General features: G+C 55.7%; 16 protein-coding genes. 3 read left to right on the top strand and 13 right to left on the bottom strand.

The features are described 5' to 3' along the window. Nucleotides 1-4: 4 nt before the first annotated feature. The 4 genes from RCA23_RS10690 to RCA23_RS10705 all read right to left on the bottom strand — a co-directional run bounded on the left by RCA23_RS10690 (nt 5) and on the right by RCA23_RS10705 (nt 3,975). Nucleotides 5-874: a F0F1 ATP synthase subunit gamma gene (locus RCA23_RS10690; protein WP_044050309.1), complete on the bottom strand. Its 870-nt coding sequence runs from the start codon at nt 872-874 to the stop codon at nt 5-7. 12 nt (nt 875-886) lie between these two features. Next, a complete protein-coding gene (gene atpA, locus RCA23_RS10695) occupies nt 887-2,422 on the bottom strand; it encodes a F0F1 ATP synthase subunit alpha (protein ID WP_044050310.1) in 1,536 nt (511 codons plus the stop codon). Further along, the gene (locus tag RCA23_RS10700) at nt 2,423-2,983 is read right to left on the bottom strand and encodes a F0F1 ATP synthase subunit delta (protein ID WP_044051496.1); all 561 of its coding nucleotides are present in this window, start codon (nt 2,981-2,983) and stop codon (nt 2,423-2,425) included. Nucleotides 2,984-3,213: 230 nt separating this feature from the next. Further along, nucleotides 3,214-3,975: a class I SAM-dependent methyltransferase gene (locus RCA23_RS10705; protein ID WP_044050311.1), complete on the bottom strand. Its 762-nt coding sequence runs from the start codon at nt 3,973-3,975 to the stop codon at nt 3,214-3,216. A 61-nt stretch (nt 3,976-4,036) separates the two neighbouring features. Here RCA23_RS10705 and gloB point away from each other — a divergent pair, with 61 nt between their 5' ends. Beyond that, a complete protein-coding gene (gloB, locus tag RCA23_RS10710) occupies nt 4,037-4,834 on the top strand; it encodes a hydroxyacylglutathione hydrolase (protein ID WP_044050312.1) in 798 nt (265 codons plus the stop codon). Between the two features lie 138 nt (nt 4,835-4,972). Then, nucleotides 4,973-7,303, top strand: coding sequence for an ATP-dependent Clp protease ATP-binding subunit ClpA (clpA, locus tag RCA23_RS10715; protein ID WP_044050313.1), 2,331 nt, complete (start codon nt 4,973-4,975; stop codon nt 7,301-7,303). Between the two features lie 43 nt (nt 7,304-7,346). Here clpA and RCA23_RS10720 read toward each other — a convergent pair whose 3' ends face one another. The 3 genes from RCA23_RS10720 to RCA23_RS10730 all read right to left on the bottom strand — a co-directional run bounded on the left by RCA23_RS10720 (nt 7,347) and on the right by RCA23_RS10730 (nt 11,370). Then, nucleotides 7,347-9,590, bottom strand: coding sequence for a peptidoglycan -binding protein (locus RCA23_RS10720; RefSeq protein WP_044050314.1), 2,244 nt, complete (start codon nt 9,588-9,590; stop codon nt 7,347-7,349). A 9-nt stretch (nt 9,591-9,599) separates the two neighbouring features. After that, nucleotides 9,600-10,772, bottom strand: coding sequence for a hypothetical protein (locus RCA23_RS10725; RefSeq protein ID WP_044050315.1), 1,173 nt, complete (start codon nt 10,770-10,772; stop codon nt 9,600-9,602). 67 nt (nt 10,773-10,839) lie between these two features. Then, complete coding sequence (locus RCA23_RS10730; protein WP_044050316.1) at nt 10,840-11,370, bottom strand: gamma-glutamylcyclotransferase; 531 nt, start codon at nt 11,368-11,370, stop codon at nt 10,840-10,842. 726 nt (nt 11,371-12,096) lie between these two features. Here RCA23_RS10730 and RCA23_RS16030 point away from each other — a divergent pair. Next, nucleotides 12,097-12,981 carry a pentapeptide repeat-containing protein gene (locus RCA23_RS16030; RefSeq protein WP_169701394.1) on the top strand — a complete coding sequence of 295 codons (885 nt, stop codon included), beginning with the start codon at nt 12,097-12,099 and terminating at the stop codon, nt 12,979-12,981. A gap of 47 nt (nt 12,982-13,028) precedes the next feature. Here the strand turns inward: RCA23_RS16030 and RCA23_RS10740 are convergent, their stop codons facing one another. The 6 genes from RCA23_RS10740 to RCA23_RS10765 all read right to left on the bottom strand — a co-directional run bounded on the left by RCA23_RS10740 (nt 13,029) and on the right by RCA23_RS10765 (nt 21,063). Beyond that, complete coding sequence (locus tag RCA23_RS10740) at nt 13,029-13,934, bottom strand: prephenate/arogenate dehydrogenase family protein (protein WP_044050317.1); 906 nt, start codon at nt 13,932-13,934, stop codon at nt 13,029-13,031. Continuing rightward, complete coding sequence (gene hisC, locus RCA23_RS10745; protein ID WP_044050318.1) at nt 13,931-15,016, bottom strand: histidinol-phosphate transaminase; 1,086 nt, start codon at nt 15,014-15,016, stop codon at nt 13,931-13,933. The genes RCA23_RS10740 and hisC overlap by 4 nt, the downstream gene beginning before the upstream one ends. A 198-nt stretch (nt 15,017-15,214) precedes the next feature. Next, nucleotides 15,215-15,835, bottom strand: coding sequence for a 30S ribosomal protein S4 (gene rpsD / locus RCA23_RS10750; protein ID WP_044051498.1), 621 nt, complete (start codon nt 15,833-15,835; stop codon nt 15,215-15,217). A gap of 378 nt (nt 15,836-16,213) precedes the next feature. Continuing rightward, nucleotides 16,214-18,181, bottom strand: a complete 1,968-nt coding sequence (locus RCA23_RS10755; RefSeq protein ID WP_052377139.1) for a DEAD/DEAH box helicase — start codon at nt 18,179-18,181, stop codon at nt 16,214-16,216. A 133-nt stretch (nt 18,182-18,314) separates the two neighbouring features. After that, nucleotides 18,315-18,686 (bottom strand): thiol-disulfide oxidoreductase DCC family protein, encoded by a 372-nt coding sequence (locus tag RCA23_RS10760; RefSeq protein WP_044050319.1) that lies wholly within the window; start codon nt 18,684-18,686, stop codon nt 18,315-18,317. Nucleotides 18,687-18,801: 115 nt separating this feature from the next. Further along, nucleotides 18,802-21,063: an adenosylcobalamin-dependent ribonucleoside-diphosphate reductase gene (locus RCA23_RS10765; RefSeq protein ID WP_044050320.1), complete on the bottom strand. Its 2,262-nt coding sequence runs from the start codon at nt 21,061-21,063 to the stop codon at nt 18,802-18,804. Between the last annotated feature and the right edge of the window lie 40 nt (nt 21,064-21,103).

A 21,103-nucleotide genomic window follows, 5' to 3' on the forward strand; every position in this document is an offset into this window, starting at 1 on the left:
GGTTTTAGAGCGCTTCAGCGCCCGAAATAATTTCAATAAGCTCGTTGGTGATCTTGGCTTGACGTGACCGATTGTATTGGATGGTCAACTTGTCGATCATTTCACCAGCGTTGCGTGTGGCATTGTCCATAGCTGACATGCGCGCCCCTTGTTCGGAAGCTGCATTTTCCAGCAAAGCCGTGAAGATTTGCGTTGCAACCGAGCGCGGCAGCAGGTCGGCAAGAATGCCTTCTTCGCTTGGCTCGTAATCGTAAACTGTGCCTTCATCTGTCACCGCTTCAAACTTAGCAGGGATCACCTGCAGCTCGGTCGGGATTTGATTTACGACACTGCCAAATTCTGAGTAGAAGATTTTAGCCACATCGAATTCACCGGCATCAAACCGGTGAAGCACATTTTGCGCAATTGCAGAGGCATTATCATAGCCCACGCGCTTCACATCCGACAAATCCACATGATCCACCAGCAAAGCACCAAATTCGCGCTTCAGCGATTCACGGCCCTTTTTACCAACGGTCAGGATTTTAACGGTTTTGCCTTCGGCCAGCAGCTGTTTTGCAGCAATACGTGCCAGTTTGACAATATTCGAGTTAAAGCCACCGCACAAACCCCGTTCAGCTGTCATGACGACGAGCAATTGGGTTTGATCAGATCCGGTGCCTGTCAACAGTTTTGGTCCCCCTTCGGACGCGCCAACGGAGGCGGCCAAACCAGCCATCACCGCATTGAAACGTTCCGCATAGGGGCGGCCAGCCTGCGCCGCATCTTGTGCGCGGCGCAGTTTGGCGGAGGCGACCATTTGCATCGCCTTTGTGATCTTACGGGTCGATTTGACCGACGCGATCCTGTTTTTTAGGTCACTAAGGTTCGGCATGTGCCAGTATCCTTATGCGAAATCTGCGGCGAAGTCGTCCAGCGCAGCTTTGATTTTTGCTTCCGCATCACCTTTGATCTTCGGATCTTCTTTGGTGATCATGGCCAAAACGTCGCTGGCTTTACCGCGCAGATGCGCCAAAAGCCCCGCTTCGAAACGCCCTACGTCAGCGACGTCGATCTTATCCAAATAGCCTTTGGTGCCGGCGTAGATCACGCAGACAATTTCAGCATTTGTCAAAGGCGCATACTGCGGCTGTTTCATCAGCTCAGTCAAACGCGCGCCACGGCTCAGCAATTGCTGGGTCGCTGCATCAAGGTCAGAGCCAAACTGAGCAAATGCCGCCATCTCACGATACTGCGCCAGTTCCAGTTTCACCGGACCTGCCACAGATTTCATTGCGTTGGTTTGCGCAGAAGAGCCCACACGGGACACGGACAGACCCGTATTCACCGCAGGGCGGATGCCTTGGTAGAACAATTCTGTTTCCAAGAAGATCTGACCATCTGTGATCGAGATCACGTTGGTTGGAATAAAGGCAGAAACGTCGCCGCCTTGCGTTTCGATGATCGGCAAAGCGGTCAAAGAGCCCGATCCATTGTCTTCGTTCAACTTTGAAGAGCGTTCCAACAATCTGGAGTGAAGATAGAACACATCCCCAGGATAGGCTTCACGTCCGGGCGGGCGACGCAGGAGCAAGGACATCTGACGATAAGAGACCGCTTGCTTGGACAAATCATCATAGATGATCAAAGCATGTTTACCATTATCGCGGAAATATTCGGCCATGGAGGTCGCAGCATAGGGTGCCAAGAATTGCATCGGTGCAGGGTCAGAGGCGGTTGCGGCCACAACGATTGAATAGTCAATCGCGCCAGATTCTTCGAGCTTTTTCACCAATTGAGCCACAGTCGAACGCTTTTGACCGACCGCCACATAGACGCAGTACAGTTTTTCGGAATCGTCCGCCGCTGCGTCATTATATGATTTCTGGTTCAAGATCGTGTCGAGCGCCACGGCTGTTTTACCGGTCTGGCGGTCACCAATGATCAATTCGCGCTGACCACGTCCAATTGGGATCATGGCGTCCACAGATTTCAAACCCGTTGCCATAGGCTCATGCACCGATTTACGCGGGATGATGCCAGGCGCTTTCACATCCGCTTGGCTGCGCAATTTGGTTTTGATCGGACCTTTGCCGTCCAATGGGTTGCCCAAACCGTCCACAACACGGCCCAGCAATTCCGGACCAACAGGAACGTCCACAATCGCGTTTGTCCGCTTGACCGTGTCGCCTTCTTTGATGTCCCGGTCGGAGCCGAAAATAACAACACCAACGTTGTCTGATTCCAAGTTCAGCGCCATCCCTTGGATGCCGCCGGGGAATTCAACCATTTCACCAGCTTGAACATTGTCCAGACCGTACACGCGCGCGATACCATCCCCAACGGAAAGGACACGGCCCACTTCGGCAACTTCAGCTTCTTGGCCAAAGTTTTTAATCTGGTCTTTTAGGATCGCAGAGATTTCTGCAGCTTCGATCGCCATTTATCCGACCTCTTTCATTGTGTTCTGAAGGGCATTGAGCTTGGAGCGGATCGAGGTGTCGATCATCTTCGAGCCCACTTTAACAACAAGACCGCCGATGAGGCTTTCATCAACAGTCGCTTTGATTTTCACATCAAGGTCCAATTGGGCCTTGAGTGTTTTGGCCAATTTCGTGGCCTGCGTTTTGGTCAACGCTTTGGCAGAAGTCACCTCAGCGGTCACCTCGCCTTTATCTTCCGCGATGCGCGCGCGCAGTGCTGCCAAAAGGCTGGGCAATACGAACAAACGGCGCTTCGCTGCCATCAACGACAGCGTATTGACCATCATTGGTTGCAATTTCATTTTCTGGGCCACGGCTGTGATCGCCTGCCCCATTTCTGCGCGTGTATAAACAGGTGATGTCACCAAAGCGCGCAAATCTGCGCTTTCGCTCAATGCGCTCTCCAGCACATCTACATCAGCCTCCAGTGGCTTCAACTTCTTGTCGTCCTTGGCAAGCGAAAACACCGCTGTTGCGTAGCGGCTTGCAATACCAGACGAGATCGATGCTGGTTCGGACAAAGACAACCCTCTCGATGCTGGCCCGTCCGAAACTTGAGCTTCAGACAAAGGCGTTGGACGCGCTATAGATCTATAGCGGCGAAATCTCACGCCGTTTAGCAGAGCATTTCGCACGCCGCAACGCTAATGACGGGCAAAAACACCGCAAAAATTTCAAAAAATAGGGCATTTGTTAAGGGTGCGTCCCTTTGTTCCGCCCAAGACGCCCAAAAAACCGAATCCGCAGGATGTCAAAGGTTGCCCGATTGCGCAGAAATTGGATCTGCAGCTTTGATCCCCTCCAAAAGCCCCAAGGGCCGCGAGATGATCTGCCCCAAGCCAGGCCGGCGAGGACGCGGCACTTGCTTACTCACCTCCAGAATCAAAACACCCCCCCCGCGCCAAGCCGGGATCGTTTGCCCAATGCGCTCAATCGGCCCAGACATGCGCCGCCAAAACGGTCCAGACCAAGGCGGCTGGTAAAGGGCCGTCACATGATACTCCGGCAAGAACCCATGCCATTTCAGCCGAGATTCCAACTGCCCGGCGGTATAGGGGCGCGCAAAGGAGAAGGGCGTGCCTTCTCGGCGCGCCCAAAGACTGGCTCTATTGGGCACGATAAAAATGGCGCGGCCGGCAGGTGCAAGCACCCGGTAACATTCCTCCAGCACCGCAGCGGCATGTTCTGACGTATCAAGCCCATGCAGCACCAAGAGCTTGTCAATCGAGCCGGTTTCCACCGGCCAGCGGGTCTCTTCGCAAAGCACCGAGCAATTGGGCAGGCCCGGCGGCCAATGCATGACCCCTTGCCGCGCAGGCATCAAGGCTGTCACCCGCCGCGCCGAGCTCAAATAAGGGCGCAAAAGCGGCGCTGCAAAGCCATAGCCGAGCACCGCCTCATGCCGCGCTTGCGGCCATAGACGCAAAACCTGCTCTCGAATCGTTGCCTGAACCGAGCGCCCCAAAAAGGACCGATAATAAAACGCCCGCAGCTCACGCACATCTAAATGCATTGCAGTTTGGTCCCCATGGATTACACTCAACTTGAGGTTACCAAATAAAGGTGAGAATTCCATGGTAAATTCGAATGTCACAATTTACACCCTGCCCTGCCTGTCAGACAATTATGCCTATGTTGTTCACAACAGCGCTTCCGGCACGGCAGCGGTTGTCGATGTGCCAGAATCGGGGCCTTTGGTCGATAAGATTTCCGAGCTGAATGTGCACGTCACCGACATATTTTTGACTCACCACCATTGGGATCACATTGATGGGCTTCCCGATCTGCAAGCCGCTTTGACCGGCCCTTTGAGCCAAGCGCCCGCTCGGGTCATCGGTGCCAAAGCCGACGCGCATCGCCTGCCCACTTTGGATCAGGCCGTCAGCCCAGGGGATCGCCTCACGCTTTGCGGCATTGAAGGGGATATCTATGACGTCTCCGGCCATACGCTGGGTCACCTAGCGCTGCATTTGCCAAGTGCAAAAGCGGTGTTCACAGCCGACAGTTTGATGGCTATGGGCTGCGGCCGTCTGTTTGAGGGGTCAGCGGCGCAAATGTGGCACAGCCTGCAGCAGCTCCGTGCACTGCCGCAAGACACATGGGTTTACTCAGGGCATGAATACACAGCCTCCAATATGGCCTTCACGCAGTCTTTGGACGAAGACAATCCGGCCATCGCCGCCCGTGCCGCTCAAATCACCGAAGATCGCGCTGCAGGTCGCCCGACGGTGCCAAGCCTCTTGGCTCTTGAGATGCAAACCAATCCGTTTTTGCGCGCCGACGATCCAGCCCTGCAGGCGGCCGTCGGCATGGCAGGCGCCACCGCCGAGCAGGTTTTCACGGAAATCCGCGCCCGAAAAGATAAGTTTTAGGAAAAATCTGGTGATAAAAGTGCGATATTTAACTTTTATGGCCTAAATAACAGATTGCCCCTTGAAGGTTGCCTCAGAAAACCGAAATCTTAGGGGGACAGCGATCATAACGATCACAGACTTTTGTAGGAGACGCGCGTGCCATCATTTTCCGCATCATTAGAAAACGCCATCCACGAAGCGCTGGCCGCTGCCAATGCCCGCAAACATGAATTGGCAACTTTGGAACACTTGCTCCTGGCCCTTCTCGATGAACCCGATGCTGCAAAAGTCATGCGCGCCTGCTCTGTCGATCTCAAGCTCCTGCGCAAAGCTCTTGTCGACTTTATTGAGGACGACCTCAGCACACTGATCACCGATGTGGATGGATCAGAGGCCGTTCCAACCGCCGCCTTTCAGCGTGTGATCCAACGGGCCGCCATACATGTGCAATCTTCCGGGCGCACAGAAGTGACGGGCGCCAATGTTTTGGTCGCAATATTTGCCGAACGCGAGAGCAACGCGGCCTATTTCCTGCAAGAGCAAGACATGACCCGCTATGATGCGGTGAATTTCATCGCCCACGGGGTGGCCAAAGATCCCGACTTTATCGAAAGCCGGCCAATCGTTGGCGCTGAAGATGAGGCGGAAATGTTTGACGGCGAACCCCATGAGACCGCCGAAAAAGAGAGCGCTTTGGCAAAATATTGCATCGATCTCAATGAAAAATCTGCCAAGGGCAATGTTGATCCGCTGATTGGCCGCGACCATGAGGTTGAGCGCTGCATCCAGGTGCTGTGCCGCCGCCGCAAAAACAACCCGATTCTGGTCGGCGATCCCGGCGTCGGCAAAACAGCCATTGCCGAGGGTCTGGCGCGCAAAATTACCCAGGGCCAAACCCCAGCGATCCTGTCCAAAACGACCATCTATTCACTCGACATGGGCGCACTTTTGGCGGGAACACGCTATCGGGGCGATTTTGAAGAGCGCCTCAAAGCCGTGATGAAGGAGATGGAGGAGCATGATGATGCGGTGCTTTTCATCGACGAAATTCACACGGTCATCGGTGCCGGTGCAACCTCCGGTGGGGCAATGGATGCCTCAAACCTTTTGAAACCCGCGCTGCAGGGCGGCAAACTGCGCTGCATGGGCTCAACAACTTATAAAGAATTCCGGCAGCATTTTGAAAAAGATCGCGCTCTGGCCCGCCGGTTTCAGAAAATTGATGTGGCCGAACCTTCCGTGGAAGACAGCGTGAAAATCCTAAAAGGGTTGAAACCCTATTTTGAAGAGCACCACGACGTAAAATATACCTCCGATGCCATCAAAACCGCTGTCGAATTGGCCGCGCGCTATATCAATGATCGCAAATTACCGGACAAGGCCATCGATGTGATTGACGAGGCCGGCGCAGCGCAGCATTTGCTGAGTGACAGCAAGCGGCGCAAAACCATCGGGGTGAAAGAGATTGAAGCGGTCGTCGCAAAAATTGCGCGAATTCCGCCCAAATCCGTATCGAAAGACGATGCGGAAGTTTTGCGCGATCTTGAAGCCGGTCTAAAACGGGTGGTCTTTGGCCAGGATACGGCGATTGAAGCCTTGGCCTCGGCGATCAAACTGGCCCGCGCGGGTCTGCGTGAACCAGAAAAGCCCATCGGCAATTATCTATTTACCGGGCCCACCGGCGTCGGCAAAACCGAAGTGGCCAAACAATTGGCCGATGGTCTGGGCGTCAAGCTGATCCGCTTTGACATGTCCGAATATATGGAGAAACACGCCATCAGCCGCTTGATCGGTGCGCCTCCCGGCTATGTCGGCTTTGATCAAGGCGGCATGTTAACCGACAGTGTCGATCAAGACCCCCATTGCGTGCTCTTGTTGGATGAAATCGAAAAAGCACACCCGGATGTGTTCAACATCCTTCTGCAGGTCATGGATCACGGTAAATTGACAGATCACAATGGCCGCACCACGGATTTCCGCAATGTGGTGTTGATCATGACCTCCAATGCCGGAGCGTCAGAAATGTCCAAGGCCGCAATCGGATTTGGGCGCGAACGTCGCGAGGGCGAAGACACCCAAGCCATTGAACGCACCTTCACGCCCGAGTTCCGCAATCGCCTCGATGCGGTGGTGAGTTTCGCGCCATTAGACCGCGATGTCATCGCGCAGGTGGTCGAAAAATTTGTTCTGCAACTTGAAGCGCAATTGATGGATCGCAATGTGTCCATCGAGATTACCAAAGCGGCCGCCGATTGGCTCGGCGAAAAGGGTTACGATTCCAAAATGGGCGCGCGTCCCTTGGGCCGGGTGATCCAAGAGCATATCAAAAAGCCATTGGCCGAAGAATTGCTCTTTGGCAAACTCACCAAAGGCGGCGTGGTCAAAGTTGGTGTGAAAGCTGGCGCGTTGGATTTGAAAATCGAAGAGCCTCAAAAGCCGCGGATCACCAATAAAGACAAGAAACCTCCGCTTTTGACCGCCGAGTAGGCCCTATCGCCCCGCAAATAGGGCCATTGCGGGGAGATCGAGATTACTTCTCAGTCAATTTCAGCTCAATCCGCCGATTTTGCGCCCGTGCTAGGCGCGAATTGGCCGGATTAATGGGCTGATACTCGCCAAACCCATTGGCCGAGAGCCGGCGCGGCGGCATTTGCTCGGAGGTCATCAGATATAGAACCACAGACAGCGCCCGCGCCTGGCTTAGCTCCCAATTATTTTGAAAGCGACTGCCCGGAAGGATTGGTTGGTCATCGGTGTGACCATCCACCTGTAACACCCAATCAATATTTTGCGGAATTTCTTGGGTGACATCCTTCAAGATATTCGCCACTTTTGATATCTCTTGGCGGCCAGCCGCCGTCAGCTCAGCACGGCCAGAGGCAAAGAGCACCTCAGAGGAGAAGACAAAACGGTCCCCAACGATGCTGACCCCGTCGATATCCTCCAAAAGACCGCGCAGACTGCCAAAAAAGTCGGACTTATAGCGCTCCAGGGTCTTGGCTTCGGCTTCAAGCCGGGCCTTCTCCTCTTCCAGGCGCTGCTTTTCCGCCGCTTCCAAAGCCAAGTTGCGCTTGGATTCCGCTGCGACCTGTGCCAGCGCCACGTTCAACTCACTGCCAAGATTGGTGATCTTCACATTATTGTCCGCGTCACGACGCTTGTAATCGTCCAGCGTGGCTTGAAGCCCACCGATTTGGGCGCGCAATTCGCGCACCTCCTGGCTCAGCAGCGCCATTTTGCGCTGTGCCTCCGTCGAAATAGCCTTTGCCTCCTGCAGCTCCGCCTGTGCCGTTGCCAATAAGGCCGCCTTCTGCTCGGCCGAGGTCAATTGCTGCTCCGCAGTTTGCCGTGCGGCGATGGCTTTGGACAGCGCCGAACGCAGATCATCTGTATCCGCATTCTGCGCTTCGGCTTCAGCGGCCTCAAGTGCCACCAAAGCTGTCGCCAACTTCTCACCGAGTGTTTTTTCAACGCTCTGCGCCGCGGCCAAAAGCGCTAGGGTTTCCTCGGCTTTTTTGCGCTGATCGTTTAACTCCAAAGTCAAAGAAGATATCGCCGCTTCACTTTGTTCCAGATCCGCCCGCAGTTTTTCAGCCGCCGCGGCCATGGACAATTGTTCGAGTTCTTTCTGGCTCAAAGCGGCTTCCGCGGCCTCCAAACGTTCCCGCAAAAAAGCCGCGGACACGCGATTGAGCTCTTCGTCATTCAAGGCGCTTGTCAATTCTTCAGCGCGGCGACTGAGCTCTTGGTTGTCCTGTTCAAGCTGGGACGCCCGTTCTTGCTGCGTCGCCAAAAGCGCCAGGGTATTGGCAAGGTTGATATTTGTATCCTGGGAATCCCGGCGCAGATCAGCCAGCATCTCATCCATGAGTTCGCGTTGTCGTTCCGCCAGCGCAGCCTGCTCGGTCTGTGCTGCAATTGTCGCCTGCGCCGCCAGCAATGATTGCTGCAAACTGGCCTTATCCTCATCCAATGCGGCCAGTTCCTCACGACGTAGCGCCTCTTTCTCGATCAATTGCTGCACGCGGGTCTCGAAATCTGCGATCGTAGCCTCGGCTGTGGATTTTTCGTCCTGCAAAGCACTGATTTGCGCCTCTACATCTGCAATACGGGCTGTGTCTTCCAAGGATTGGGCCAGAAGCAGGGTCAATTGCGCTTCCAGCTCCGTGATCTGCCCTTCCGATTGGCTTTGTTCACGCAAAAGCGACGCCACTTGCGTTTCGAAGTCTAAGATCGTGTCTTCAGACTGGGACTGCTGCGTTTGCAGTTGCGACACTTGCAGTTTGAACCGCTCAATCTCTCCTTCCGCCCGCTGTTGCAGCGCCAAGAGATTGGCCACTTGCGTCTCGAAATCATTGATCCTTTCGGTGGCCGCTTTGAGGTCTGCAGCCCGGGCATCGCGCTCGGCGGTCAACGTCGCAATAAGGCCCAATTGCCTTTCGCCCTGAGCCTGCGCAGCGGCAAGCTGATCGTCAAGTTTTGCGACCTGAAGGGTGAGCTCGGAGGCCGCGGCGCGCTCCAAACCCAAAGCATCGCCGAGAGCGAGGATCTGACCTTCCAAATCTTCCAATTGCGCGTTTTTCTGGGCGATATCGACGTTGAGCTCGTCGAGCATCACCCCCTGCCCTTTGATGGTTTGCTGCAACACAAATTGCATCACCGCAAAGATCGTGAGCACAAACATCAAGACCAGCAATAGGCCAGTCATCGCATCGACAAACCCCGGCCAGATAGAGGCTTGGAACCTTGCGCCAGTGCGTCGGGAAAGTGCCATCGCGCGCGCCTAGCTCTGGTCGCGGCTTGCGGGATTGGACAGGGCTCTGATCGCCTTTGTCAGATTGGCCAGATCACTGCGGATTTCGGACAGGCTTTCTTGCCGCCCACTTGAGACTTCCTCAAGCACGCGCAGCATCTGCACATCGATCGAACGCAGACGCATCCGGCTCTCCGCATCCATCCCGTCACCGCCGCCGCCTTCGCCCATCCGCGCGATCATCCGCTCTTGACTGGCCGCCACGCGTTCAAGGGCTTCGGTCTGCCCCTGATCGAGCTTTTGCGTGAGCTTCTCCAAGCTCGCCGTCATCGCCATCAAGTGCGACTGTACATGGGCCTGATCCTGCCCGGTTTGCGCATACATCCGCGCCATACCGTCCATCTGCTCAGACATCTGTTCCATCATCGCGCCGAGCATGGTGTTTTGCGCGCCCTCTTCGCCCTCGCCGCCCGAGAACCCCACCCGGGTGATGGTCGACAACCATTCTTCCAATTCGCCATAAAACCGGTTCTGCCCCCGGCCAGAAAACACCTCAAGCAACCCGACAATCAGCGAGCCGGCCAGACCCAATAATGAGGAGGCAAAGGCCACGCCCATCCCGTCCAGCTGCCCTTCAAGACCCAGCTGTAGACGCGAGAAAATATCCACCGCGCTTTCATTCTCGCCCGGGGTCAACGATTGGATCGTGGCCACCAAGGCCGGCACAGTGGTGGCCAGACCATAAAACGTGCCCAACAGGCCAATCAGGATCAGCATATTGGTGATATAGCGCGTTAATTCGCGCTGCTCATCAATGCGCGTGGAGACCGATTCCAAAATAGACCGCGATGAGGCGGAGCCGAGCTGCGTGCGCGCGCCGCGCCCGCGCAGCAGGCTGGCCAGGGGCAAAAGCAATTGCGGCGGCTTGGCGTCCTCATGGCCATCTCGCTGGCTGGCAAAGCCTTCGATCCATTGCACCGAATAGATCAGCGACAAAACCTGATGAAAACAAGTGGCCACGCCAATGAGAAACACAAAGAGGATAAAGGCGTTGAGATAGGGATTGGCCCAAAAGGTAGGCCCAACGCTGGGATAGGCCAAATAGCCCAAGCCCACGACCCCGCCGACAATGGCTAGCATGGTGAGGATTTGACTAAGCGGCTGCGAGAACTGAGGCGTTTGATCTCGGCGGATATGATCCATATCTGTGGTCCTGCCCTTAAATTCTAAGTCTATAAGTTTACTGCGCACCGCCCTTTAAGCCAAGCGGTTATGCAGATTTAGTTAAATTTGCGACTTTCTGTGCCAAATAATCCAGTTGCGGATCCGGGATGCCCAGATCGCGTAACATATCGGCGGTTTTAAACAGATATTCCGGGTTTGACCCACGGCCTCCCACGGCCCGCGCGATGATCTCGGCCTGCTGATCCAGCCCATAGCAGCAATATTGCGCATGATCGCGGTCCACCACATAGGTCACGGCCCGTTCGCGCCGCCCATCGGCCAAGGGCAGATCCACCCATCTTTCCATATAGGCCGATGAAATCAACTCCCGCGCGCGCAGCTCTTGCAGCACATGCTCGGCCTCATGCTCATCCACCCGTAGGGCCAGCCCGGCGCAAAGATCCGTCGCCTCTGCCTTATCCAGCGCAAGAACCAAGCCCGGATCCTCGGGCGTGCCGCGATGATGGATGGAGAGCATGCAAAAGGAGCGCCGATAACCCCGCAGGTCCGCGCGCATCTGCTCGATGGGTTCAAACCCGGGGTTCCACAGCAAAGAGCCATAGCCAAACACCCACATTTTCGCTACCTCCTCCGGCCGGCCTCAGATTACGCAGCCTATACGCCCTATTGCGCGCCAATAAAATACCCCGCGAACATCCCGCGCGCCTTCTGCTCTTGATAGAGCGCCACCTACGGATATGATAGGGAGATATGGCATAGGGCATTGAGCCAAAAGCAGATTTTGAAAAGCGATTTTGGAGGCGGGCATGACGGCGGCAGAAGAGGACACCCCATGGTTGAGATTGGCGAGGATTTCAAGAAGTCATAAGGAAAATATACGGCTTTGGAATGGGTATCAGAAATATCTGTTGGGGTCATTTTTGTTGATTATCATAGCCAAATGGAAAATCCAAGATTCGCAGATATTGCGGACCTTTCAGACGCGGAAATTCGTAACATTCAAACTCGAATACCAGACCTCCCCATAGAATTGGAAAGGCATGGCGCAATTGTTTTGACTGAAGGCCTCACAGAAATCAAAACACCCCTTGAATTGGATGGGTTCTATTTCGCGTTTCGCGTTGTCATCGGAAACACAACATTTAAACGATCCTTCTTTTTGAACAATGCACAATTCGCAGCTAACCTAGAAGTCTATAATTGCATTTTTAAGCACCGCCTAAACGCAACAGCTGCCATTTTTGGGCCATCCACTGAATTTTACGAATGCCGTTTTATCGAGGGTGCATCTTTTAATTTCACTAAAATTGAGTGGTCTAGCTTCAGCAAGGCCATATTTAAGATGACGGCTAACTTTCATGCATCAATATTTAACGGATCCAACACTTTCGAAGACGCAATATTCAAGGGCAAAGCTGATTTTAGCAATGCAACTGTCGATGGCCGGATTAATTTTGACAAAGCGACATTTTGCGACGGAGCATCCTTCGATGATGCCCGGCCCGACCCTTCTGCCGCACCATTGAGCTTTAACGCTACTGAATTTTGCAAACATCCCCCCAGTTTTTTCGGTCGCAAGATGCATGAAAATACCGATTGGACGGGCGTTAAACTACCAAACGCCGGAAGAAAGACTGCTCAATGTGAGTGTCTCCAAGAGAACGACAAACGCGCCGATGATACGGTTCAGATGGCCGATAAACCAATGGATCCCAAGGTGCAGGCGGCTCAATCTCGGGATCTCTTAGAGGACGACAAACGCGCCTATGAGCAGTTGCGGATCAAATGCGGGGCCTTGGGCAAGGTGGAGGATGAGCATATGTTCTTTCGCAGGGAGATGGAGCTCACGGGCCGCCTCTCCCCTTGGTACACCCGCGCCACCTATTGGCTGTATCATCTTGTGTCAGATTATGGCCACAGCTATTGGGGGCCGATGGCTGGGATGGTGGGGGTATGGTACTTTTGGAGCCTATTTTACGCGCTTCATTTCATGGCCCGAGACCAGCTGCATCTGTGCATGGACAGGGTCGAGCTTTTGCTCAGCGCCATGGGCCTGTCTTTTGCGAATATTTTTGCCGTCTTTGGGTTTTATCGGCGGTTTCCCAGTGATCTTTTGGCCGATCCCACGTTTGTGACCGTTCTGCTCACTGTGAGTGAAACCCTGCTGGGCTTTGTGTTTTTGTTCTTTCTGGGTCTTGGGCTGCGCACGCGGTTCCGGCTGCGCTAGGGCCTGGGCCCCAAGGATCGCAGCGGGCTTTAGCGTTTCTTGGAGCTTTATCTTTTCTTGCGGCCAAAATCGGGGGCATCCGTGTCTTGGCCCGCATCGATGATGCCCCGGCGGATGGCGCGAGTGCGGGTGAAATAGTCATGCAGCATCTCACCATCGCCGGTGCGGATCGCCCGCTGCAGCGCGAAGAGCTCTTCGGTGAAGCGGCCGAGGATCTCCAAGGTCGCATCCTTATTGGTCAAAAACACATCGCGCCACATGGTCGGATCACTGGCGGCAATGCGGGTAAAGTCGCGAAAGCCGGTGGCGGAGAAGTTGATCACCTCCGAATTGGTCACCCGGTGCAGATCATCGGCCACGCCCACCATCGTATAGGCGATTAAATGCGGTGCATGGCTGGTCACTGCCAGCACCAAATCGTGGTGGTCCGGATCCATTTCCTCGACCTTCGCCCCCAGCGCCTGCCAATAGTCCGACAGCTGCGCCACGGCAGCGGTATCGGCGCCATTGGGGGTCAAAAGGCACCAGCGGTTGTCAAACAGCTCCGCAAAGCCCGCCCTTGGGCCGGAATGCTCAGTGCCGGCCAGCGGGTGGCCCGGCACGAAATGCACGCCCGGCGCAATATGCGGCGCCACCGCCTCAATCACCGCGCGCTTCACTGAACCCACATCCGTCACCGTGGCGCCGGGTTTGATATGCGGCGCCAGCTCGGCCATCACCTCGCCCATCGCGCCCACCGGCAAGCAAAGCACCACCAGATCCGCCGCACGCACCGCACTGGCCAGATCGTCGCAGACCGTATCGCACAGGCCAATCTCGCGCGCCGTGGCGCGGGTTTGTTCTGAGCGAGCATAGCCTGTCACATGCGCGCCCATGCCCGCCCGGCGCATGGCCCAGAACATCGAAGAGGCAATCAACCCTAAGCCCACAAAGGCCACGCGATCATAGCTCATGGGGTTTTCTCCAAAAAGCTCCGCACCGCCTGCAACACCCGCGCACATCCCGCCATATCCGGCACGGTGATGCGCAAACACTCCGGCAAGCCATAGCTGCCCACCCGGCGCACAAGAATGCCCAGGCTTTGCAGATGGTCATCGCAGGCTTCCGCCTGCTCTTGGCTGGCGAAACGGGCCAGAAGGAAATTCGCGTCAGACGGGTCAGAGGCGACGCCCAGCGCGGCGAGCTCCTCGGCCAAATAGGCGCGGGCCGCATTGTTTTGCGCCCGATGTTGAATGACGAAGTCATGATCACGCACCGCCGCTTCACCGGCGGCCAATGCTGGCGCGGAAATATTGAACGGTCCGCGAACGCGGTTGAGCACGTCAATGATATGTTGCGGCCCATAGCCCCAGCCCACGCGCAATCCCCCCAGCCCGTACATTTTCGACAGGGTGCGCAGCATGACCACATTGTCATGCGCCTCAACAAACCGCGCGCCACCGTCCCAACCCTCGACATAATCGGCATAGGCCCCATCAAGCACGATCACCACAGTCTTTGGCGTTTTCGCAATCAACTCCGCAAGATCCTCGTCAGAGATTTTTGTCCCCGTGGGATTGCCCGGATTGGCAATGAAGATCATCCCGGTGCGCGGGGTGATGGCGGATAAAATCGCCTCAACGTCCACATGGCGCTCGGCCTCTGGCACGCAGACAAGCCGCGCACCGGCCGCCATGGCATAAAGACGGTACATTAAAAACCCATGCTCGGTGTGAATGACCTCCACCTCGGGGCCGGCATAGGCCTGGCACAGAAAGCTGATCAGCTCATCCGACCCACAGCCGCAGATGATCCGCTGCGCCTCCAGGCCATGCAGCTCGGCCAAAGCCGCACGAAGCCCGCTGTGATCAGAGGAAGGATAGCGATGCAAGGTGCTGGCCGCCTCTGCAAGCGCCTGTTGCGCCGAAGCGGGTGGACCGTTGGGATTTTCATTCGACGACAGTTTGAGAATGTCCCGCACACCCTGCACAGAAGATTTCCCGCCGACATAAAGCTGAATATCCAAAATCCCAGGCTGAGGTTGTGGCTGTGTCATGTGATATTCCCTTCTGCCGTCCTTCTAACGTCAATCTCAAGCATTTCCAGCGGTTTTTGAATGACCAATGCCCAACCAATCCAGTCCCGCCTGCCACTGTGGCGAAATACGGGGCGGTGTAAACTGGACATAAAGCCCCAAATAAAAAAGCCGCGGCGGTTTCCCGTCGCGGCTTTTTGAAACTTGATCTGGCGAAGATTAGTTCTTCGCGTAGAATTCCACCACGAGGTTCGGTTCCATCATCACAGGATATGGCACATCGCCAAGACCTGGAGTGCGCACGAAAGTCGCGGTCATCTTGCTGTGATCTGCATCGATGTAATCTGGCACATCGCGTTCGGCCAATTGTGTGGCTTCGAGCAAAACGGCCATCTGCTTGGAGCGATCACGCACCTCGATCACATCCCCTTCAGACACGCGGTAAGAGGCAATGTTCACTTTCTTGCCGTTCACCCGCACGTGGCCGTGGTTTACAAATTGGCGGGCTGCAAAGACTGTCGCCACGAATTTGGCGCGGTAAACAACAGCATCCAACCGACGCTCCAGAAGGCCGATCAACTGCTCACCCGTGTCGCCTTTGAGACGCTCAGCTTCGGCATAGATGCGGCGGAATTGCTTCTCGGTCAAATCGCCGTAGTAGCCTTTCAGCTTTTGCTTTGCGCGCAGCTGTGTGCCGAAATCCGACAGTTTGCCTTTGCGGCGCTGACCGTGCTGGCCGGGGCCATATTCACGACGATTGACAGGTGATTTAGGACGACCCCAGATGTTTTCGCCCATCCGGCGGTCAATTTTGTATTTGGCAGCGGTACGTTTTGTCACCGGCTGATCTCCTTCGATAAAGTCGAAGCCCAACATGGGCCACTATGAAGGGCGTTGTCCTTTGGGCGAACCCCGACAGGCATCCCCTTGCGGGGGCCACCAACACCAATGGGGCGCGGATGCCAGTCCTACATGGCGATGTCAAGGCCAAAGAGGAACGCCTTGCGACGTTCCTCTGTCATCCATGGCTCTGATGAGCCTATGGGACGTGCGGGGCACTGCGTCCACGTCTCTGTGAGATCCTAAAATCCCATTGGTGGCGTCTGTCCCGGCCAGATTACTGCTCAGTCTTGCGCTGCTTGCTTACAGTCGTAACAGAGGTGATTCGCCTTGTGAATCCCTCTTGTGGATTTTTTCCAGCGCCCACAAAGCAGAGATTTAGGATGACTTACGCTTCGGCTTGCCAGGATCAAACTTATGCTTATCCGGGCGGGCGCTTGGCTTGCCCCCTTTGGGCTTGCCCGCGCCTGCTTTTGCTGCCGGCTTTGAGCCGGGCTTGCCACCCGATTTTCCCACAGAGGGTTTGCCCCCGCCCGGTTTCCCGCTTCCAGTTTTTTTCTTAAAACTCTCAACTACCCCGTCGGGGCGGCTTTGCGCTGCGGTTTTGGATTTAAATTTTGGTTTGCCGTCACCCGTTTTGGGCTTACGCGTTTTGGGTGATGGCGCATCGTTCCAATCTATCGGTCCGCTGGGCTTTTCGATCGGCCGTTTTTTATCTGCCCGAGGTTTTGGCGCGCTGGATCGCTCATAGGACACATCAGCCGGTGGCGCTTTAAGTTCGCTCACAACCGCATCATCTTCAACGGTCATATTCGGGCCCAAGGCTTTCTTGAACCCCTCAACACTGGAGAGTTTAACTTCAAAGAATGAGGCATCGGGATGAATTTTGATTGCGCCAATATCATGTTTGGTCAACCCACCGGCGTTACAAATCATCGGCAGAAGACGACCGGGCAATGTGCCAGAGGCACGGCCACCGGGAATGGAGAACCAGACAGTTGGGCCAAAATCTGCAACTCTGCGTGGCTTGGCCTCTTTGGCCTCGCGCGCATCCACCGCTAAGAGCTCTTCGGGGGCCGATTGCTTGGCCGTATAGACCCGCAAAAACGCCGCGGCCACCTGGGCTGGGGAGAAATGGGACAAAAGCTCATCAACCACCACCTGATCGGTTGCTGAAATTTCCTCATGCCAGGCGGGATCTTCCAAAAGCCGGGCCCGATCCTTTGCGGTCACCTCTTCGGCGGAGGGCGGCACGGTCCATTCCGCTTTCACCTTCGCACCTTGCAAAATGCGCTCGGCCTTGCGGCGCACGGAGGGTGGCACAATCAGTGCAGAAATCCCTTTGCGCCCGGCCCGGCCCGTACGGCCTGACCGATGCATCAAAGTTTCAAAATTGCTCGGCAATTCCGCATGCACCACCAAATCCAAATTCGGAAGGTCAATCCCCCGCGCCGCCACATCGGTGGCCACACAGATCCGCGCCCGGCCATCTCGCATGGCCTGCAAGGCATGAGAGCGTTCCGCCTGGCTCAATTCCCCCGAAAGGCTGACCACAGAAAAACCACGGTTCGACAGGCGCGTGGTCAAACGATTGACCATGACCCGCGTATTGGCAAAGACCAAAGCATTTGGGGCTTCATAAAAGCGCAAGACGTTGATGATTGCATTTTCCATATCCCGCGCTGCCACGTTTAAGGCGCGGTACTCGATATCCGTGTGCTGGGACTTCTCCGCAACGGTCGACACGCGCTGTGCGTCTCTTTGGTAGGATTTTGCCAAAGTGGCGATGGATTTTGGTACAGTGGCGGAAAACATCAAAGTGCGGCGCATCTCAGGCGCGTGACCAAGGATGAACTCCAGATCTTCCTTGAAGCCCAAGTCGAGCATTTCATCCGCCTCATCGAGCACCACCGCCCGCAGCTCAGATAAATCAATCGACCCGCGCATGATGTGATCGCGCAGACGCCCTGGCGTGGCCACAACAATATGCGCCCCGCGGGCCAAAGCCCGGCGCTCATCGCGCATATCCATACCGCCCACGCAAGAGGCCATTGTCACCTGCGCTTCGCCATAAAGCCATTGCAGCTCGCGCTTGACTTGCAAGGCCAGCTCACGGGTTGGGGCAATGACCAAAGCCAAAGGGTGCGACGCGCGGTCAAACACCTCATTGCTTCCCAAAAGACTATCGCCAATGGCCAGACCAAAGCCGACCGTCTTACCAGATCCGGTTTGCGCCGAGACCAGCAGGTCCGCCTGTGCCAGTTCTGGCGCGGTGACGGCCAATTGAACGGGAGTCAAAGTGTCGTAGCCGCGCTTTTTCAGCGCGTCAGCTAGAGCTTGTTTCACGAGAATATCTTCCTATGTCATGCGGGCGCTGCAGCCCCCCATGGACCGACCAACCCCAATTGGGCGCCTCAGCGGCACCTCAATAGAGCGCGGATAGGCGTTTTTGCATCGGAAGTATAGGGCAGGCGCAAATTTAGGAGCCCGCAGCCCCGCCGCGCCGCCTGCGGCGCTTATGCGCCGCAAATAGTAAGGGGGCGAGAAACCGGCGATAGATCACAGAGGAGACGGCCTTGATGGGTTTGAAATTGACAATCGGCGCCAAGATCCAAAAATAAGGCAGTTGCCGCCAAATCGCCACAAAGGCCTCGACCCCGACTGAGATCTGCGCGCCGCGCCGGACGTGCAGCTGTTTGGCCGCTTGATCTTCACTGAGGCCCCAATCTGCGGCCGTTTGCGCAGTAATTTCAACATAGGCCAAATCATCGCCGGAGAGGCGTTTGTAATGCTCTATCTCCCGACGACAAATCGGGCATTCAGCATTATAAAGAACTTCTAGTTGGGCCATGGGTCTCTGCTCGCTCGCTACACTCCGCTCATGACAAATAGGGCATCGCACGAGCAGGTCCAGCGGCAACAAAGAGCCGACCTCGCGAAAGATCCGCAGGCCGGGCCTGTTCAATTCAGCCGCATTTCGAATAGCCGCAGCTGCCGCAGGTCATGCAGCCTTCGACCATACGCAGATCAAATTGCCCGCAGCTTGAACAGGCGGCGCCCCGAGATTGCTCTAGATTCACCACTTCGGCTTGCGGGTCAGATTTGAGCCCCATGCCTTCACCGGACAAAAAGCCCGTGACCACCATGTGATGCTCGATCACCCCGCCGATAGCGGCCAGAATCGAAGGGATATATTTCCCGTCCACCCAAGCGCCGCCTCGCGGGTCGAAAACCGCTTTCAACTCTTCCACCACAAAGCTCACGTCACCGCCGCGCCGGAACACTGCCGAGATCATCCGCGTGAGCGCCACGGTCCAGGCGAAATGCTCCATATTCTTGGAATTGATGAACACTTCAAACGGCCGGCGATGCCCGTTGAGCAGCAGATCATTCACCGTGATGTAAAGCGCATGCTCGCTGTCTGGCCATTTCACCTTATAGGTTTGCCCTTCCAGCGCCTCGGGGCGGCTCAAAGGCTCGCTGATATAGACCACATCGGCGCCTGTATCGGCCTCGGGCGCTTTTTCGCCCTCCTCTGACACAGATAAAACAGATCCTGTGACCGCATTGGGCCGATAGGTGGTGCAGCCTTTGCAGCCTTGATCCCAAGCGGCCATGTAAACGTCTTTGAAAGCCTCAAAGCTGATATCTTCGGGGCAGTTGATCGTTTTAGATATCGAGCTGTCGATCCATTTCTGCGCCGCAGCCTGCATCCGGACATGCTCAAGAGGCTCCAGGGTTTGCGCATTGACGAAATAATCGGGAAGCTCTGCGTCGCCCATCTTGTCACGCCACATTTGCACGGCATAGTCGATCACTTCTTCTTCGGTGCGCGTGCCATCTTTTTGCAGAACTTTGCGCGTGTAGGCATAGGCAAAGACCGGCTCAATCCCAGAAGACACATTGCCGGCGTAAAGGCTGATCGTGCCGGTCGGCGCGATGCTGGTCAGAAGTGCGTTGCGAATGCCATGCTTGGCAATGGCATCGCGCACATCAGCGTCCATCTGCTCCATCGCGCCACTGGCCAAATAGCCCTCAGCGTCAAACAGCGGAAACGCCCCCTTTTCTTTTGCCAAATCAACAGAGGCCAAATAGGCCGCACGGGCAATTTGATGCATCCAGGCCTCAGTCTGCGCCGCCGCTTCTACGGATCCATAACGCAGCCCAACCATGAGCAAAGCATCGGCCAGCCCGGTCACCCCAAGGCCAATCCGGCGCTTAGCCTCAGCCTCGCGCTGTTGCGCCTCCAGTGGGAAACGGCTGGCATCCACCACATTATCCATCATCCGAACTGCGGTTGCGACCAAATCGGACAAGACCGCCTCATCCAGCTTGGCCTGAGCACCAAAAGGATCAGAGACCAAACGCGCCATATTGATCGATCCCAGCAGACAGGCACCATAGGGCGGCAAGGGTTGCTCACCGCAAGGATTGGTGGCCGCGATGGTTTCGCAATAATTGAGGTTATTGGCCTGATTGATCCGATCGATAAAGATCACACCTGGTTCGGCGAACTCAAAGGTGGAATTCATGATTTGATCCCAAAGTTCCACCGCCCGCAGACTGTGATAGACCTCCCCCTCAAAAACCAAATCCCAAGGCTCATCGGCCTTGACCGCCGCCATAAAGGCATCCGTGACCAAAACCGAGACATTAAACATCCGCAAACGCGCAGGATCGCGTTTTGCGGTAATAAAATCCAAAATATCCGGGTGATCACAGCGCATAGTCGCCATCATCGCGCCGCGCCGGCTGCCTGCCGACATAATCGTGCGGCACATAGCATCCCAAACATCCATAAAGGAGAGGGGGCCCGAGGCATCCGCAGCAACGCCCTTTACCTTTGCCCCTTTGGGACGAATGGTCGAGAAATCATATCCGATGCCGCCGCCTTGCTGCATGGTCAGCGCGGCCTCTTTCAACATGTCAAAAATCCCGCCCATACTGTCGGGAATTGTGCCCATGACAAAGCAATTGAACAAAGTCACACTCCGCTCTGTGCCAGCCCCAGCAGTGATGCGCCCGGCCGGCAAAAATTTGAAATCGGCCAAAACGTCGTAGAACTTCGGCTCCCATTCGGCGGGTGCGGTCTCGACCGCGGCCAAAGAGCGCGCGATGCGCTGCCAGCTGTCTTCGACGGTCTTATCAATGGGCGTACCATCCGCTTGTTTGAAGCGGTATTTCATATCCCAGATTTGTTCGGCGATTGGAGCTGCAAAGCGTGTCATGTACCGTTCCATATATAAGCGCAAAGAGAAGATTTGAAAC

It is taken from the genome of Planktomarina temperata RCA23, from assembly GCF_000738435.1.
Taxonomy (GTDB): domain Bacteria; phylum Pseudomonadota; class Alphaproteobacteria; order Rhodobacterales; family Rhodobacteraceae; genus Planktomarina; species Planktomarina temperata.